This window comes from Pseudomonas asplenii (assembly GCF_900105475.1).
GTDB lineage: Bacteria > Pseudomonadota > Gammaproteobacteria > Pseudomonadales > Pseudomonadaceae > Aquipseudomonas > Aquipseudomonas asplenii.
On record NZ_LT629777.1, the window covers coordinates 2,669,635 to 2,685,918 of the forward strand.

Sequence of the window (16,284 nt, forward strand, 5' to 3'; positions counted from 1 at the left end):
CTCGGTCGCGGGCTTTTTCATGGGCCATCAGATCGTTGGGTGGCTAAGATCGCCTTCGCGGGCACCTCAGGACTTGGCGGGGTACTCGCTGTGCAAGCGCGCCAGCAAGGCATCCTTGTCTGCCCATAGCTGGTTGATCCAGGTCTGGAATGCCTGGCGGTACTCGGCGTCCTGCTCATAGTTGCGGCCAATGAACTGGGGCGGAATCTGCAATTCTTCGAAATGCACCACGACCTCGCGCATGTCGCCGCACAACAGGTTCCAGAATCCCGGCCGTCCGCCCGGATAGTGGATGGTCACGTTGACGATCGACTCCAACTGCTCGCCCATGGCATCCAGCACGAAGGCAATGCCACCGGCCTTGGGCTTGAGCAGGTAGCGGAACGGCGACTGCTGCTGTGCATGTTTGCCCGGGGTGAAACGTGTGCCTTCGGCGAAGTTGAAGATGCCCACAGGGTTTTTGCGAAATTTCGCGCAGGTCTTGCGGGTGGTTTCCAGGTCCTTGCCTTTCTTTTCCGGGTGTTTTTCCAGGTACGCCTTCGAGTAGCGTTTCATGAACGGAAAGCCCAGTGCCCACCAGGCCAGGCCGATCACCGGGACCCAGATCAACTCCTGCTTGAGAAAGAATTTCAGGGGGCGAATGCGCCGGTTGAGCACGTACTGCAGGACCAGGATGTCGACCCAGCTCTGGTGATTGCTGGTGACCAAGTAGGAGTGCTGATAGTCCAGCCCCTCAAGGCCGCTGAGGTGCCAGCGGGTCTTGCGGACCAGGTGCATCCAGGCCTTGTTGTTGCTGATCCAGGCCTCATGGATATGGTTCATCAGCCAGTGGCTGAAGCGCTCGGTCAAGTTGAAGGGCAGGACCTTGAGCAGTGCCACGCAGAACAGGAGCGAGCACAGCAGCAGGGTGTTCAAGGCCAGCAGCAGCGAGGCGAGCAGGCCACGCAACGGGGCCGGGAGGAAGTCGAGCATGGTGTCCTTTCTCGAAAGTGCGTTCTTGTTTGAGCGAGCGGTCGTAGCCCTCACGCCTTATGGCATGAGGGTAACGGACACCGGCAGTATCGTGCAGCTACTTCAGATATTTCAGATATCCACGGGTCGGTTGGCGGCCTGGATCGCGGTAAGGGCGATGGTATAGACGATGTCGTCGACCTGGGCGCCGCGTGGCAGGTCGTTGACCGGCTTGCGCAGGCCTTGCAGCATTGGCCCCAGGCTCACGCAGTCGGCGCTGCGTTGCACCGCCTTGTGGGTGGTGTTGCCGGTATTCAGGTCGGGGAACACGAACACCGTGGCCCGACCAGCGACCTGGCTGTTGGGCGCCAGTTGCCGGGCGACGTTTTCGTTGGCGGCGGCGTCGTACTGCAACGGGCCGTCGATCAGCAGTTCGCGCTGGGCTTCGTGGGCCAGCAGGGTGGCTTCGCGGACTTTCTCCACTTCCTCGCCGCTGGCCGATTCGCCGCTGGAGTAGCTGATCATCGCCACCCGTGGCGCGATGCCGAATGCCTGGGCCGAGTCGGCACTTTGCAGGGCGATTTCCGCCAGTTCGGTGGCCGACGGGTGTGGATTCATCACGCAGTCGCCATAGACCAGCACCTGCTCGGGGAACAGCATGAAGAACACCGATGAGACCAGGGTGCAGCCCGGTGCGGTCTTGATCAGTTGCAGCGCCGGGCGGATGGTATTGGCGGTGGAGTGGATCACCCCGGAGACCAGACCATCGACTTCGTCCAGCGCCAGCATCATGGTGCCGATCACCACCGTGTCTTCCAGTTGCTGCTCGGCCATCGGCGTGTTGAGGCTCTTGTTCTTGCGCAGGGCCACCATCGGCTCGGCGTAGCGTCCGCGAATCTGGTCCGGGTCGAGAATCTCAAGCCCTGGTGGCAGCTCGAAACCATGGGCCTTGGCGACCGCCTCGACATCCGCCGGCTTGGCCAGCAGCACGCAACGGGCGATGCCGCGTGCCTGGCAGATCGCTGCGGCCTGGACGGTCAGCGGCTCGCTGCCTTCGGGCAGGACGATACGCTTGTTGGCTTGTTGGGCACGCTGGATCAACTGATAGCGGAACACCGCTGGCGTCAGACGCATTTCCCGTGGCGTGCCGCAGCGCTGGTGCAGCCATTGGGCATCGAGGTGGCTGGCGACGAAATCAGTGATGATTTCCGCCCGCTCGCGGTCATCGATCGGAATTTCCTTGTTCAGGCTGTTGAGCTGGTTGGCGGTGTCGTAGGAACCGGTGCTCACCGACAGTACCGGCAGGCCGGCCTGCAGCGCGCCGCGACACAACTCCATCAGGCGTGGGTCGGGCTTGGTATCGCTGGTCAGCAGCAGGCCTGCCAGGGGCACGCCGTTGAGTGCTGCCAGGCTGACGGCGAGGATAATGTCGTCGCGGTCGCCGGGGGTCACCACCAGCACGCCCGGCTTGAGCAGTTGCAGGGTGTTCAGCACGGTGCGGGCGCAAAGGATGATCTTCGACATGCGTCGGGTTTCATAGTCGCCGGCATTGAGCACCTGAGCGCCCAGCAACTCGGCAACGTCGCGGGTACGTGGGGCATTGAGTTCCGGTTGGTACGGAATGCAGCCCAGCAGACGGAAGTCGCCACTGCGCAACAGCGGCGAGTGTTCCTTGAGGCGGGCGGCGAAGGCCTCCATGCTTTCGTCGGTACGCACCTTGTTGAGGATCACGCCGAGGACCTTGGGGTCCTTGGGGCCGCCAAACAGTTGCGCCTGCAACTCGACCCGGCCGGACAACTCGGTCAGTACTTCGTTTTCCGGTGCCGAGACCAGGATCACCTCGGCATCCAGGCTTTTTGCCAGGTGCAGGTTGACCCGTGCGGCATAGCTGGCGCTGCGGGTCGGGACCATGCCTTCGACCACCAACACATCCTTGCCGACCGCAGCCTGCTGATACAGGGCGATGATTTCTTCCAGCAACTCGTCGAGCTGACCGTCGCCGAGCATCCGCTCGACGTGGGCCAGGCCCAGTGGTTGCGGCGGTTTCAGACCATGGGTACGGGCCACCAGCTCGGTCGAGCGTTCCGGGCCGGTATCACCCGGATGCGGCTGGGCGATGGGCTTGAAGAAACCGACTTGCAGGCCGGCGCGTTCCAGCGTCCGAACCAGCCCGAGGCTGATCGAGGTCAGACCCACACCGAAATCGGTGGGTGCTATAAAGAAAGTTTGCATGCGTAGTCTCTTGTGGAGCGCAACTTCGAGGACCGATGGTTGATCCTCTGCGATATTCAGACGCCAAGGTTAGCGCTAACCGAGCCCTGTGCGCACCAACCACATTCAAAGGGCTGGCCGATTCTGGCCGAACGCTGTGCCGGCTCCAGCACCCAGGCGCGTGACTGCCAGGGCGGCTGGTGGCGCAGGTGCTGGGTGTGGCCGCAGGACAGCTCGACGACCCAGTGGCCGTCCTCATCCAGGTGGAAACCGAGGATGAAGGAGGGGGGCGTTTCACCCCGTCTGTCCGGGTTCCGTTCGCTTTCGGACGAATCCTTGTTTAGACTTATCCGCTCTTCATTCTTCTGCAAAGGTCTCGCCCCATGCTGATCGCCGCCAACAAGGCTGTGTCCATCGACTATACCCTCACCAACGACGCTGGTGAGGTCATCGACAGCTCTGCCGGCGGCGCACCGCTGGTTTACCTGCAAGGTGCAGGCAACATCATTCCAGGTCTGGAAAAAGCTCTGGAAGGCAAGGCCGTCGACGACGAGCTGAACGTTACCGTCGAGCCTGAAGACGCCTACGGCGAATACGCTGCCGAACTGGTCAGCACCCTGAGCCGCAGCATGTTCGAAGGCGTCGATGAGCTGGAAGTGGGCATGCAGTTCCACGCCTCCGCTCCGGACGGCCAGATGCAGATCGTCACCATCCGCGACCTGGACGGCGACGACGTCACCGTCGACGGCAACCATCCGCTGGCTGGCCAGCGCCTGAACTTCAAGGTCAAGGTTGTCAGCGTTCGTGACGCCAGCCAGGAAGAAATCGCCCATGGTCACATCCATGGCGAAGGCGGCCATCACCACTGAGTTCTGCTGCTAAGCTCTGGTTGTAGGAAGGCGCCCACGGGCGCCTTTTTTAGTCCGCCGCGGTTTCATGCCTGGAAACCGGTCGTGGTGTCGGGCGACAATGTCGAGACGTTACACGGGATTATCGGGAGTTCGTCATGAGTGCTTTTCACGACCTTACGCTAGTAGCGCTGGATGGCCAGGACCTACCCCTCGCGCCTTTCAAGGGGCGTGTCGTGCTGGTGGTCAATGTCGCCTCCAAGTGTGGGCTGACGCCGCAGTACGCAGCATTGGAGAACCTCTACCAGCAATACAAGGGCCAGGGCTTCAGTGTCCTGGGCCTGCCGTGCAACCAGTTTGCCGGTCAGGAACCGGGCTCCGAGGAGGACATCCGCGAATTCTGCAGCCTCAACTACGGGGTGACCTTTCCATTGAGCCGCAAGCTGGAAGTCAACGGCCATGAGCGTCATCAGCTGTATCGGCTGCTGGCGGGCGAGGGCGCCGAGTTTCCCGGGGATATCACCTGGAACTTCGAAAAATTCCTGGTGGGCAAGGACGGTCGCGTGCTGGCACGTTTCTCGCCGCGTACCGCCCCGGACGATCCGGCGGTAGTCCAGGCCATCGAGAAGGCACTCGCCTGAGCATTTCTGTAGGGGCCTGCCCGCGTTAAAGGTGGGCTACCCCTGATACTTTTCGAGCTTGATCACTCAGATCAATAGTGCTGGGCGCTGGCCTGAGGGCGGAATATTATCCCGATCATAAATTCCCCTTCAGTTGCGGAGTACCTCCATGTCGGTCCAAGCCCTGTTCAAGCCCTTCCACCTTGGTGCCCTGGAACTGCCGACCCGCGTGGTGATGGCACCGATGACGCGTTCGTTCTCGCCAGGTGGCATGCCCAATTCGAAAGTCATCGAGTACTACCGCAAGCGTGCGGCGGCGGGTGTGGGCCTGATCGTCACCGAAGGCACCACGGTCGGTCATCCAGCGGCCAACGGTTATCCGAACGTGCCGCATTTCTATGGCGAAGCTGCCCTGGCCGGCTGGAAAAAAGTGGTCGAGGCGGTGCATGCCGAGGGCGGCAAGATCGTTCCGCAGCTCTGGCATGTGGGCAATGTGCGACGCCTGGGCACTGAGCCGGACGCCAGCGTTCCCGGCTACGGTCCGAGCGGGAAACTCAAGGATGGTCAGGTCGTGGTCCATGGCATGACTCACCAGGACATCCAGGACGTGATCGCCGCGTTCGCCCAGGCGGCGAAGGATGCCCGCGAGATCGGCATGGACGGCGTCGAGATCCACGGCGCCCACGGCTACCTGATCGACCAGTTCTTCTGGGAAGGCAGCAACCAGCGCACTGACGAGTACGGCGGCAGTCTGGCCAATCGTTCGCGCTTTGCCATCGAGCTGATCCAGGCCGTGCGCGCCGCCGTTGGCGCGGATTTCCCGATCATCTTCCGGTTCTCCCAGTGGAAGCAGCAGGACTATACCGCGCGCCTGGTACAGACGCCGGAGGCGCTGGGTGAATTCCTCAAGCCGTTGTCCGAGGCCGGCGTGGATATTTTCCATTGCTCCACGCGGCGTTTCTGGGAGCCGGAGTTCGAAGGCTCGACACTCAACCTGGCCGGCTGGACCCGTCAACTGACCGGCAAGCCAACCATCACCGTCGGCAGCGTCGGCCTGGATGGCGAGTTCCTGCAATTCATGGTCAATACCGACAAGGTGGCCCAGCCGGCCAGCCTGGAGAATCTGCTGGAGCGCCTGAACAACGATGAGTTCGATCTGGTGGCGGTCGGTCGGGCGCTGCTGGTCGACCCGGATTGGGCGGTGAAAGTGCGCGATGGTCGTGAGCAGGAAATTCTGCCGTTCAGCCGCGAGGCTTTGACCAGTCTGATCTGAGGCTTATCGGGGCGGTTTTCGGGGCAGGGGATACGTGTGCTGTCCCCTGTTGCGTTTCGCAGGCCCCGCGCAACTGCATCTCGAACTGTTCGACGATCGCTCCCCAACTCTGGCGGCTGGCATGCTGACGTGCGTTCAGGCGTACATTGCGCAAGGTTTCGCCGCCTTCGAGCAGCCAGCAGGCGGCATCCCGGAAGGCATCCTCATCGCCTGGCATCGCCAGCACGCCGTTGTAGCCATGGCGAATGTGCTGGGCGGCGGCTGCCTGATCGTAGGCGACCACCGCCAGGCCCGAAGCCAGGGCTTCGAGTACCACATTGCCGAAGGTTTCGGTCAGGCTGGGAAACACGAACAGGTCGCCGCAGGCGTAGTGCGTCGCGAGGGCCTCGCCACGCTGGGTACCGCAGAAGATCGCCTCGGGTAGGTGCTTTTCCAGCGCCGGGCGTTGCGGGCCGTCGCCGACCACGATCAATTTCATCACCCGCTGTGGATAAGTCGCCTGCAAGGCCTGGAAGGTTCGGACGAGCAGGCCGAGGTTCTTCTCTGTGGCCAGCCGGCCGACGTACAGCACGGCAATATCCTCTTGTGCCAATCCCCAGCTTTCGCGCAGGGCATTCTGGCGCTTGGCGGGGTGGAACAATTGACTGTCGACGCCCCGCGACAGCAGTTCGAGGCGTTCGAAGTGTCGGCGCTCCAGCTCCACGCGCTGGCTGACACTGGGTACCAGGGTCAGTTTGGAGCGGTTGTGGAACCAGCGCAGGTAATGGGTTAGCAACCGTGTCAGCATCCCCAGGCCGTACTGATGCGAATATTGCTGGAAGTTGGTGTGGAAACCGCTGACCACAGAGATGCCCAGGCGTCGCGCTGCGCGCAGTGCTGAAAGCCCCAGTGGACCTTCGGTGGCGATATACAGGACATCCGGACGCTGGCGTTTCCAGCGCCGCAACAGCTTGTGCATCGACGACTGCCCCCATTGCAGGCCCGGATAACCCGGCAACGGCCAGCCACGGCACAGCAGCAGCTCGGTGTCGCTGGGGCGGGTCTGGTCGCAGCCTTGGCGCGGGCGCACCAGTTCGATCTGATGACCACGGGCGCGCAGACCTTCACACAGACGGCCAAGGGTATTGGCCACGCCGTTGATTTCGGGTGGGAAGGTTTCGGTGATCAGGGTGATATGCAGAGCTGTCGTCATGGTTGCAGTATCGATCCCTCCCCGTTGCGGCCTTGTGGCATTTGGGTGATGGATTTATGACGAAGGCTCCGCGCTGCCCGCTGTGTCCTCGATATCCGGGTCACTGAAGCGTTATCAGCGCTATCGTCTGGCGGCTTGCCTGGGCTTAGAGCGGCGTGCCGGGTCCATTGCGGACCCGGCGCCATGCAACAGTGGGCATCAGCGCGAAGTCGGCACCAGCGCCTCATCCCCACGTTCGCGTACCCAGAACAGAGTCGCCCCGGCAATCGCCGCCGGCATCATCAGGATGTTCACGAACGGGATCAGCAGTACCAGGTACACCGAGCCACCAAAGCCCAGGCTCTGCCAGCGCTTGGCGCGCAGCCAGGCGAGCATGTCCTGCCAGCTCATCTTGTGGTTGTCTGCCGGGTAGTCGATGTACTGGATTGCCATCATCCACACTCCGAAGAGCAGCCACAGCGGTGCGGCGATAATGTTCACCACCGGGATGAACGACAGGATGAACAGTCCGATGGCCCTGGGCAGGAAGTAACCCAGCTTGCGCATTTCCCGGCCCAGGGTCCGTGGCACCATCGCCAGCAGTTCGCTCCAACTGAATTCGGGGAAGTTGTCGTTGCCGCGAACCACCACCTCGACCTTTTCCGCGAGAAAACCGTTGAACGGTGAGGCGATGATGTTGGCGAGCATCGTGAAGCTGAAGAACACCATCAGGATCACCAGCACCACGAACAGCGGCCAGAGAAGGTAGTTGAGAAAGCTCAGCCAGCCCGGCAGGGTCGGCATCAGGTGGTCGACCCAGAGGCTGAACTGGTGACCGGCAAAATAGATCAGCCCGAAGAACAGCACCAGGTTGACCAGCAGTGGCAGCAGGACAAACAGGCGCAGCCCTGGACTGAGGACCAGCTTCAGGCCCTCACGCAGGTATTGTGGGCCGGACATCACGGGTGCGGGCATAACGGACTCCGATACGTGGGAAAACGCGCCGACCTTACCGGCTTTGCAGAGGCGGTGAAAGTGTCGACATTTACGGTAACAAAGGCGTCTTGCAAAACGTCCTTATGGATAGAGACCTGCTATGAGCTGGATTGTTAATGCGTATTTCCTTAATCTTTGACCCCTCTATACGCTGCACAACATTATTTTTCAGGACTGTGTGCTACAAGCCTTCCCCAAGCGCTTTCGCAGTCCTTTTTTATTCCAGCCGGTATGCCGGCGTTCCGTCCCCGTGTCATACGGGCGGTCGACAGGAGTGAGTCATGTCTGAAGTACGTCATTCGCGAGTGATTATTCTCGGTTCCGGCCCTGCCGGTTACAGTGCTGCGGTCTATGCGGCTCGCGCCAACCTCAAGCCACTGCTGATCACCGGCATGCAGGCCGGTGGCCAACTGACCACCACCACCGAAGTCGACAATTGGCCTGGTGACGTGCATGGCCTGACCGGCCCGGCACTGATGGAGCGTATGCGCGAACACGCCGAGCGTTTCGAAACCGAAATCGTCTTCGACCACATCAATGCGGTGGACTTCTCCAAGAAGCCCTACACCCTGGTCGGCGACAGCGGCACCTTCACCTGCGATGCCCTGATCATCGCCACGGGCGCCAGCGCCCGCTACCTGGGCCTGCCGTCGGAAGAGACGTTCATGGGCAAGGGCGTTTCGGCCTGCGCGACCTGCGACGGTTTCTTCTATCGCAACAAGCCGGTCGCCGTGGTCGGTGGCGGCAACACCGCCGTGGAAGAGGCGCTGTACCTGGCCAACATCGCCAGCACCGTGACCCTGATCCACCGCCGCGAAACCTTCCGCGCCGAGAAGATCCTGATCGACAAGCTGCATGCCCGTGTTGCTGAAGGCAAGATCATCCTCAAGTTGAACGCCAACCTGGACGAAGTCCTGGGTGACAACATGGGTGTGACCGGTGCCCGCCTGAAGAACAACGACGGCAGCTTCGACGAAATCAAGGTCGACGGTGTGTTCATCGCAATCGGCCATACCCCGAACACTTCGCTGTTCGAAGGTCAACTGACACTGAAAGATGGTTATCTGGTGGTGCAGGGTGGTCGTGAAGGCAATGCGACCGCGACCAGTGTCGAAGGTATCTTCGCTGCCGGCGACGTGGCTGACCATGTCTACCGCCAGGCGATCACTTCGGCCGGCGCCGGCTGCATGGCGGCACTGGACACCGAGCGCTACCTCGATGGCCTGCAGAACGCTTCGTTCTGAGTGAGCCTTCAATAAAAAAACCGGCCTTTGGGCCGGTTTTTTTATGCCTGTCGTGGGAGTCGACGGCGTGTCTTGCTCAGCGGCGTGTCAGTGGCTGCGCGGTGAACTTCACCCCAGCCAGGCCGTGCTTGATCAGCGCGCGGATATTGCCGTGGTCGCTGCCTTCGGGCGTCGCCAGTACCGAACGATAATGCTCGCCAAAGGCCAGCAGCGCCTGCTGGTCGCTCAGGCCCTCGAGCAGGGCCAGACCCAGGGTCTTGCACGAGCCTTCGTTCTGCCCGGCGGCATTTTCCACGCCACCGTTGTTGAAGGCCTGGGGCTGGTAATCGTAGCCGGCGGCGATAAAGGTCAGGGTGTCGGCAAAGACGTGTTCGCCGCTGTCGAGGCTGGCGCGCAGGGTGTTCAGATCAGTCATGGGGTTTTCCTTTGGCGAATGCCGCCTGTTGTTCGGCATTGGCTTCTTTCTGATGCAGGGCTTTCCACTCCGCGTAAGGCATCCCGTAGACCACTTCGCGGGCCTCGTCGAGGCTCAGTTCGATCTGGCGTTCATCGGCTTCGGCCTTGTACCACTTGGACAGGCAGTTGCGGCAGAACCCGGCGAGGTTCATCAGGTCGATGTTCTGCACATCCTTGCGGTTGTCCAGGTGGGCAACCAGTCGGCGAAAGGCGGCGGCTTCGAGTTCGAGGCGTTCTTGCTCGGTCATGATGGGCTCTGTGCTGGGGGAACGTGGGGCGCGATGATAAAAGCCTGGCGCGGCGAGCGCCAGGCAAGGCGTCAGCGGCTGGCCGCGAGGGTGATCGACACCGATTCGGCGAACCGCAGCGCGTGCGGCTTGTCGACTTCGACCTCGGCGTACAGCACCGCTTCGTTGTTCATCACCAGGTCCAGCAGCTCCTGGGTCATGCGTTCAAGCAAGGCAAAACGGTTGCCCTCCACATGCTGGATGATCGCTTTGGTGATGGTGCGGTAGTTCAGCGCGTGGTCGATATCGTTGTCGCGCACCGCTTCCTGGGCGGCATACAGGATGGTCAGGTTGATCAGCACATCCTGCTTGTTGAGGATCTCGTCCTCGTTGATCCCGATAAAGGTGCGCAGGCGCAGGTCCTTGACCCGGATCCTGGCCATTCCCGGTTGAAGTTGTGGCATTTACTTGCTCCGTCCGATCAGTTGCAGGAACTCCATGCGGGTGGTGCTCGAGTCGCGGAAGGCGCCGAGCATCACCGAGGTGTTCATGGTCGAATTCTGTTTTTCCACGCCGCGCATCATCATGCACATGTGCTGCGCTTCGATCACCACCGCGACGCCGGCGGCGTGGGTCACCTGCTGGATCGCCTCGGCGATTTCCCGGGTGAGATTTTCCTGGATCTGCAGGCGCCGTGCGAACATGTCGACGATCCGGGCGACCTTCGACAGCCCCAGCACCTTGCCGGTTGGAATGTAGGCGACATGGGCCTTGCCGATGAAGGGCAGCAGATGATGTTCGCACAACGAGTACAACTCGATGTCCTTGACGATCACCATCTCGTCGTTATCCGAGGCGAACAGTGCACCGTTGACCACGCTTTCGATACTTTCGGCGTAGCCGTGACACAGGTATTGCATGGCCTTGGCTGCCCGTTTCGGGGTGTCCAGCAGACCCTCGCGATCAGGGTCTTCGCCAAGACCCTGGAGGATCTCGCGGTAATGCTCGGGCAGTGATGCGCTCATTGCAGTGTTTCCTCGCGGGGCGGCTTACTTGATGTGCCGGCCGCCGTTGACGGTCAAGGTTGTGCCGGTGACATAGGGATTGTCCAGCAGGTAGCGCAGGCTCTGGTAGATCACCTCGGCACCGGGCTCGATGCCCATGGCCGACTTGGCCAGGGTCTTGGCGCGGTACGCCGCGTCGTCGTCAGGATTGAACATCAGCAGGGCCGGGGCGATGCCGTTGACCTTGATCCGCGGTGCGTACTTGGCGGCGAAGGACAGGGTCAGGTTGTCCAGTCCGGCCTTGCTGGCGCAATAGGCAATGTGCTTGCTGCTGCCCTTGCGGGTCACGTCGTCGCTGATATGCACGATGTCGGCTGTGGGCGAGCGGTGCAACAGTTCGGCGCAATGCAGGTTGATCAAGTAGGGCGCGAGCATGTGGATGCTGAACATCCGGGTGAAGGCCTCGCTTTCGTCTCCGGGTGCTTCGGCGAGCCATGCCGACGCGTTGTGGACGATCGCCCGCAGGCTGCGGGTGTGTTGCCTGAGGCTATCGATAAAGGCCAGGATGCCGGCCTCGCTGGCGAAGTCGGCGAACAGGGTGATCGCACCTTGCTCGCGCAGGGCCTGCAGGCCCGGGCGTTCGCTGCGGTAGCTGACGATCACCGGGCAGCCATCGGCCAACAGCCGCTCTGCGCAATGCAGGCCGACACGCTGGCTGGCGCCAGTGATCAGGATCGGGGCGGTGGACGAAGGCATCGAAGGCTCGCGGCAAGGCCATGAAGGGGTGTCGATTGACGTTACGGTCAAACTATACCAGCCACACGCCTTCGACAACCATGCTGCGAGCTTGCGCCGAACTCAGTGTCCCCGGTTCGCTGCCGTGCCCGGCAACGACTGGGGTGTCGTACCGCGCAGCCAGCCTGCCAGCAGGCGGGTGGACAGTGGAATGAAAAAGTAGACCATCAGCGGCGTCAGCATCAGGGTACTGACGAGAATGCGTGGCACCAGTTCCAGTTCGGCCAGCAATGGCCCCAGGACGAAGTTGAACAGCAATGAGACCGGGAAGAACGCCAGCCAGATCGCCACGCTCTGTTTCCAGCGTGGCGGGCGCTGGTCGGCATGGCCGAACCAGCCTTCAAGGCCGCTGACGCGATGCTCTGAGGGCCGCGCGAACAGGTCGCTGCCACGTTCGAGCCAGGCCTTGCGCGAGGCGGAGTGTTCCCAGGCATGAAGGGTCGCGGGATTGCTGAAGCGGAAGATCATCTGGAATTCGTTGTCGCCGGGAGGCGGTGCGAGCACACCGGAGCCCAGATAACCGGGGAAGTCGGTGGCCAGTTGTTCGCCCTCCTGGAGCCAGACGAGCATGTCCTGATAATGGCCGTCGGCGACGCGGCGGGCCACCATCATGGTGACGGGTGAGGTAGACATCATGTATCTCCACAAGACGAGCAGGCTGCCTGGGTAAGGCAGTTGCGAAACGCAGCACCGGGGTGATGGGCTGCGTGGTAAGATTATGCAAGAATCATTCCCTTGCCGGAAATACACCTCAAGGTTTTTAAACGTGTTGTTTCAGATTTGAAGAAAGCAGGGTGTATTAGGCTAGAATATCGATAAAGTTATACACATTGATGTGAAACCCACATGACCGTGATCACCGAACGTGCCGCAATAGAACTGCCGTTACCTGCGTTCACGCAGGAAGAGCTGTTCCCTATCCGGGAGGTTTCGCGCCTGACCGGCGTTAATCCGGTCACGTTGCGGGCATGGGAGCGACGCTATGGTCTGATCCAGCCCACCCGCACCGAAAGTGGGCATCGGCTCTACGCCATGAGCGATATCGAGACGGTGCGCAGTATCCTCGGCTGGATCGAGCGCGGCGTGGCGGTCAGCAAGGTTGGCAAGCTGCTGGCGAAAAGCGCTGCGGTACGAGTACTGGCTACCGACAGACCGCTGCCGTTTCTGCACGAGGACTGGAGCAACTGCCAGTCGCAACTGTGCAGTGCTGTCGGCAACTTCGACGAGCTGGCTCTGGAGCGCTTGTATGGGCAGATCTTTTCCAGTTACCCGCTGACGGTGGTTTTCCAGAATATCCTGATGCCGCTCTGGCAGGAGTTGCGTGGCCAGCGGGACAATTTCGGCCATACCAGCGAATGGTTGTTCCTCGACAGTTTCCTGCGTGGTCGGGTGTTGCAGCGGCTGCAATCGGTCCGGGGCATTGCCTCGCAGCGGATCTTTCTGGCCGCGTTGCCGGGCGATTGTCGCGAGCTTGAGCTGCTGGTCGCCGGGCTGTTGCTCGGTAATGGCGAGTGCCCGGTCAGCGTGCTGGCCATCGGGCAGCCGCTCGATGAGTTGCCACTGATCTGTGAAAAGGCCCGGCCCCGGGCGCTGGTGCTGTATTCCAATCGTTCACCGGCCTCGGATATGCCTCGGCGGCTGAATCGTCTGGCGCTGGCGGTGGAGTGCCCGCTCATGTTGGCCGGCGATGTCTCGGACGTGCTGCAGGATGCGCTGGAAGGCAGCAGCATCGGTTGCCTGGGTCATGAGGGGCAGTCGATGCGCCAACGCCTGCTACAACTGTTGTCCGGCAGGCTCGACACCTAGACTGGCCACGGGGCCCCGGCGACGTGAAGCTCCGGGTGAGCCAGGCGGTGCTGTTGCAGGATGTACTGGCGCAGGCGCTGGGTTTCGTCGGGGTTGTTCTGCTTGAGCCGGTAGGCGTACAGGCCCTGTTCGGTTTCGCGCTCGAAGCACCCCTGCAGGGCGATTCGTTCATAGCCTGACGGACTGAACCACTGGTTGAACTGCCTGGGCGGCTTGAGGCCCTTGCGACTTTCCAGCAACACCCCCTTGAACGAAATTTCGCGCACCGCCAGGGCGCCCTGCCGGCCGCGGACGTTTTCGAGGAAGACCGGAGCCTCCAGTGCCAGACGCCAGGGGCGAACCCGGGGGCCATCTTCGAAAATGCTCGGCACGCCCAGACGCAGATGCTGGGCATGAAATTCGTCTTCCACCAGATGCAGCGGGAAGCTGATTTTCTGGTTTTCGAAACTGGCCTGAAGGGTGACCTGCTCATGGGCCGCCAATCGGGTCAGCAGGTCGCGGATTTGCGACACGCCATTGACCAGCAGGCTCGACGAAGCATCGCGCTTGTTGAGCTGGGGGTTGTGCTGCATGTTCTGTATGAAATCCAACTCATCCTGAGTCAGAAGGGCAGTACGCGGCATGATCGGGCTCGACAGGGTAAAACGTGCATAAGTAGACGGGGCGCGCCGTTTAAGACAACGGGTGGCGTCATGGGTTGATTCCGTTGGTCGCCTTCAGGGCTTCGAGTTCTGCCCGGGTCTCGGCCAATTGTGCCTCCAGCTGTGCCACCCGTTGCTGGGCCTTGACCTGGGCAGTCACGTCCTTCTGCACGCCGACAAAATAGGTCAGTTGGTCGGTTTCATTGAACACGGGCGAAATCGACAGTTCGTTCCAGAAATGCGTGCCGTCCTTACGGTAGTTGCGCAGTATATGACGGCACGGTGTGCGGGTCCGCAAGGCCTCGCGGATCAGTTCCATCGCTGGCTGGTCGCGGTCGCCGGACTGCAGGAAGCGGCAGTCCTGATAGAGAATTTCTTCGTTGCTGTAGCCGGTCAGGCGCTCGAAGGCCGGGTTGGCGTAGATCAGGATGTTGTCTTCGCCTTCCTGCTCGGCCACGACGATACCTTCGTTGGAAGCATTGATGACCAGTTGCAGCAGTTTCGGATTGATCATTGTTGGAATAGTCCGCAGTCCATTGTCATACGATACCAGTGTAAGAAAATGTCTCGAATGGTCAATGCTCACCGCGACCTGCAGCGGTAATTTCAGTAAGAATATTTCTCATCTGTTAGTATCCCAGGCTTTTACTCAGCTCCAGGATGAGATTGATGAAAGTCGCCATTCTTTCCGGTTCGGTCTATGGCACCGCCGAAGAAGTTGCCCGTCACGCCAAGCGGATTCTCGATAAGGCCGGCCTAGAGGCCTGGCATGATCCACGCGCCACCCTGGCCGACCTCCAGGCGTTCGCTCCCGAGGCATTCCTGGCGGTGACCTCCACCACCGGTATGGGGGAACTGCCGGACAATATCCAGCCGCTCTACTACGCCATTCGCGATCAGTTGCCGGCGGCTTGGCGCGGCCTGCCGGGTGCGGTGATCGCCCTCGGCGATTCGAGTTATGGCGACACCTTCTGCGGGGGCGGCGAGCAGTTGCGTGAACTGTTCGCCGAACTCGGCCTGCGTGAGCTCCAGCCGATGCTGCGCCTGGACGCCAGCGAAACGGTCACGCCGGAGACCGATGCCGAGCCCTGGCTGGCCGAATTCATCAGCGCACTGAAAGGCTGATTGGCCGTTCGCGCAGTAGTGCCAGCCAGGCCTGGGCGGCTTGCGAGAGATAGGCACCCCGGCGCCAGATGAAGGCAATATCCCAGCGCAGGTCGGTGGGCGAACTCAAGCTGAGGCGGACCACGCCAGGGCGTACCAGGGAACGCGCGACCACGCTGGGCATCAGGGCGACGCCTTGTCCTGCGGCCACCAGTGCGGCGAGAAAGTCCGCCTGGCCGCTACGCCCGCTCTCCTTGGGCGTGAACCCCAGCCGTTCGCAGGCCTGGATCAGGCGGTGAGTGAGCACGAAACTGCGCTGATAGAGCAGGAACGGCGTATCGGCCAGTTGCTCCAGGCGAATCGAGCCTTCCTCGGCCAGCGGATGGTCGATCGCCAGCAGTACATCCAGCGGCTCGTCGCAGAACGGTTGGCAGTCGAACGCCGGATTGTTCGGGGTGAGGCCGGCGCCCAACTCCAGTTCACCACTCAACACCGCCGGCTCGATGCTCAGGCTGCCGCCTTCGAGCAACTGGATCGAGATATTCGGGTAGCGCCGTCGATACTCGGCGAACAGCCCGGCGAACACGGTATCGCCACCCAGTTGTGGCAGACCCAGGCGCAATTCTCCCCGGGCCAACTGGCTCAGATCGTCAAGCTCGTGCAGCAGCCCGCTGCGCAGGCGCAGCATTTCTTCGGCCCGCTGTAATACCACCCGACCGGCGGCGGTTGGCAGCACCTTCGGCCCTTGGCGATCCAGCAGCGTGACCCCGAGGCTGTGCTCCAGTTGGGCGACCTGCTTGCTTACCGCCGACTGACTGATGTGCAAGGTCTTGGCGGCCTGGGTGAATCCGCCCTGGTGAACCACTTCGACAAAACTGCGCAGTTGTTTGAATTCCATAAGCAAATTCCAATTTGGAATGGATGGAAGTCTAACAAT

The 16,284-nt window shown here is 61.5% G+C and carries 19 protein-coding genes and 1 pseudogene; 6 read left to right on the forward strand and 14 right to left on the reverse strand.

Annotated elements, in window-relative coordinates:
* Window positions 1–66 precede the first annotated feature (66 nt).
* The 3 genes and pseudogenes from BLU37_RS12200 to BLU37_RS12210 all read right to left on the reverse strand — a co-directional run bounded on the left by BLU37_RS12200 (window position 67) and on the right by BLU37_RS12210 (window position 3,547).
* Window positions 67–972 (reverse strand): acyltransferase, encoded by a 906-nt coding sequence (locus BLU37_RS12200; protein WP_090205136.1) that lies wholly within the window; start codon window positions 970–972, stop codon window positions 67–69.
* A 111-nt stretch (window positions 973–1,083) separates the two neighbouring features.
* Window positions 1,084–3,183 carry a phosphate acetyltransferase gene (pta, locus tag BLU37_RS12205; RefSeq protein WP_010445235.1) on the reverse strand — a complete coding sequence of 700 codons (2,100 nt, stop codon included), beginning with the start codon at window positions 3,181–3,183 and terminating at the stop codon, window positions 1,084–1,086.
* Window positions 3,184–3,239: 56 nt separating this feature from the next.
* Window positions 3,240–3,547: pseudogene (locus BLU37_RS12210) on the reverse strand (DUF3565 domain-containing protein).
* Between BLU37_RS12210 and BLU37_RS12215 the strand changes: the two are divergent.
* The 3 genes from BLU37_RS12215 (at window position 3,546) to BLU37_RS12225 (ending at window position 5,903) form a co-directional block, all read left to right on the forward strand.
* Complete coding sequence (locus tag BLU37_RS12215; RefSeq protein WP_010445231.1) at window positions 3,546–4,031, forward strand: FKBP-type peptidyl-prolyl cis-trans isomerase; 486 nt, start codon at window positions 3,546–3,548, stop codon at window positions 4,029–4,031. The pseudogene BLU37_RS12210 and the gene BLU37_RS12215 sit on opposite strands and share 2 nt — an antisense overlap.
* Before the next feature lie 137 nt (window positions 4,032–4,168).
* Window positions 4,169–4,651, forward strand: a complete 483-nt coding sequence (locus BLU37_RS12220; RefSeq protein WP_010445229.1) for a glutathione peroxidase — start codon at window positions 4,169–4,171, stop codon at window positions 4,649–4,651.
* 148 nt (window positions 4,652–4,799) lie between these two features.
* Window positions 4,800–5,903: an NADH:flavin oxidoreductase gene (locus tag BLU37_RS12225; protein WP_090205139.1), complete on the forward strand. Its 1,104-nt coding sequence runs from the start codon at window positions 4,800–4,802 to the stop codon at window positions 5,901–5,903.
* Here the strand turns inward: BLU37_RS12225 and BLU37_RS12230 are convergent.
* Both BLU37_RS12230 and cysZ read right to left on the reverse strand, forming a co-directional pair.
* Window positions 5,872–7,095, reverse strand: a complete 1,224-nt coding sequence (locus tag BLU37_RS12230; RefSeq protein WP_090205142.1) for a glycosyltransferase family 4 protein — start codon at window positions 7,093–7,095, stop codon at window positions 5,872–5,874. The genes BLU37_RS12225 and BLU37_RS12230 overlap by 32 nt on opposite strands.
* Window positions 7,096–7,293: 198 nt before the next feature.
* Window positions 7,294–8,049 (reverse strand): sulfate transporter CysZ, encoded by a 756-nt coding sequence (gene cysZ, locus BLU37_RS12235; RefSeq protein WP_090205146.1) that lies wholly within the window; start codon window positions 8,047–8,049, stop codon window positions 7,294–7,296.
* A 302-nt stretch (window positions 8,050–8,351) separates the two neighbouring features.
* On the opposite strand from cysZ, the gene trxB reads away from it, so the two are divergent.
* The gene (gene trxB / locus BLU37_RS12245; protein ID WP_090205149.1) at window positions 8,352–9,314 is read left to right on the forward strand and encodes a thioredoxin-disulfide reductase; all 963 of its coding nucleotides are present in this window, start codon (window positions 8,352–8,354) and stop codon (window positions 9,312–9,314) included.
* A 76-nt stretch (window positions 9,315–9,390) separates the two neighbouring features.
* Here the strand turns inward: trxB and BLU37_RS12250 are convergent, their stop codons facing one another.
* The 6 genes from BLU37_RS12250 to BLU37_RS12275 all read right to left on the reverse strand — a co-directional run bounded on the left by BLU37_RS12250 (window position 9,391) and on the right by BLU37_RS12275 (window position 12,429).
* Window positions 9,391–9,729, reverse strand: coding sequence for a HopJ type III effector protein (locus BLU37_RS12250; RefSeq protein ID WP_090205152.1), 339 nt, complete (start codon window positions 9,727–9,729; stop codon window positions 9,391–9,393).
* On the reverse strand, window positions 9,722–10,018 hold the full coding sequence (locus tag BLU37_RS12255; protein WP_019360219.1) for a DUF1244 domain-containing protein: 297 nt from the start codon (window positions 10,016–10,018) through the stop codon (window positions 9,722–9,724). The genes BLU37_RS12250 and BLU37_RS12255 overlap by 8 nt, the downstream gene beginning before the upstream one ends.
* A 71-nt stretch (window positions 10,019–10,089) precedes the next feature.
* On the reverse strand, window positions 10,090–10,461 hold the full coding sequence (folX, locus tag BLU37_RS12260) for a dihydroneopterin triphosphate 2'-epimerase (RefSeq protein ID WP_090205153.1): 372 nt from the start codon (window positions 10,459–10,461) through the stop codon (window positions 10,090–10,092).
* Window positions 10,462–11,022 (reverse strand): GTP cyclohydrolase I FolE, encoded by a 561-nt coding sequence (folE, locus tag BLU37_RS12265; RefSeq protein ID WP_090205155.1) that lies wholly within the window; start codon window positions 11,020–11,022, stop codon window positions 10,462–10,464. It lies immediately after the preceding gene.
* Window positions 11,023–11,046: 24 nt separating this feature from the next.
* A complete protein-coding gene (gene folM, locus BLU37_RS12270) occupies window positions 11,047–11,757 on the reverse strand; it encodes a dihydromonapterin reductase (RefSeq protein ID WP_090205158.1) in 711 nt (236 codons plus the stop codon).
* A gap of 102 nt (window positions 11,758–11,859) precedes the next feature.
* The gene (locus BLU37_RS12275; protein ID WP_029533718.1) at window positions 11,860–12,429 is read right to left on the reverse strand and encodes an antibiotic biosynthesis monooxygenase; all 570 of its coding nucleotides are present in this window, start codon (window positions 12,427–12,429) and stop codon (window positions 11,860–11,862) included.
* Between the two features lie 213 nt (window positions 12,430–12,642).
* On the opposite strand from BLU37_RS12275, the gene BLU37_RS12280 reads away from it, so the two are divergent.
* Window positions 12,643–13,602, forward strand: a complete 960-nt coding sequence (locus BLU37_RS12280; protein ID WP_090205161.1) for a MerR family transcriptional regulator — start codon at window positions 12,643–12,645, stop codon at window positions 13,600–13,602.
* Here BLU37_RS12280 and BLU37_RS12285 read toward each other — a convergent pair.
* Together BLU37_RS12285 and BLU37_RS12290 are read right to left on the reverse strand one after the other, a co-directional pair.
* Window positions 13,599–14,225, reverse strand: coding sequence for a hypothetical protein (locus BLU37_RS12285; RefSeq protein ID WP_090205164.1), 627 nt, complete (start codon window positions 14,223–14,225; stop codon window positions 13,599–13,601). The genes BLU37_RS12280 and BLU37_RS12285 overlap by 4 nt on opposite strands.
* Window positions 14,226–14,292: 67 nt before the next feature.
* Window positions 14,293–14,757, reverse strand: coding sequence for a PAS domain-containing protein (locus BLU37_RS12290; protein WP_010445203.1), 465 nt, complete (start codon window positions 14,755–14,757; stop codon window positions 14,293–14,295).
* Window positions 14,758–14,912: 155 nt separating this feature from the next.
* On the opposite strand from BLU37_RS12290, the gene BLU37_RS12295 reads away from it, so the two are divergent.
* Entirely contained in the window at window positions 14,913–15,368 is a 456-nt protein-coding gene (locus tag BLU37_RS12295) for a flavodoxin (protein ID WP_019360213.1), read from the forward strand.
* On the opposite strand, the gene BLU37_RS12300 is transcribed toward BLU37_RS12295, so the two are convergent.
* The gene (locus BLU37_RS12300; RefSeq protein WP_090205167.1) at window positions 15,349–16,245 is read right to left on the reverse strand and encodes a LysR family transcriptional regulator; all 897 of its coding nucleotides are present in this window, start codon (window positions 16,243–16,245) and stop codon (window positions 15,349–15,351) included. The two genes, BLU37_RS12295 and BLU37_RS12300, sit on opposite strands and share 20 nt — an antisense overlap.
* Window positions 16,246–16,284: the final 39 nt, after the last annotated feature.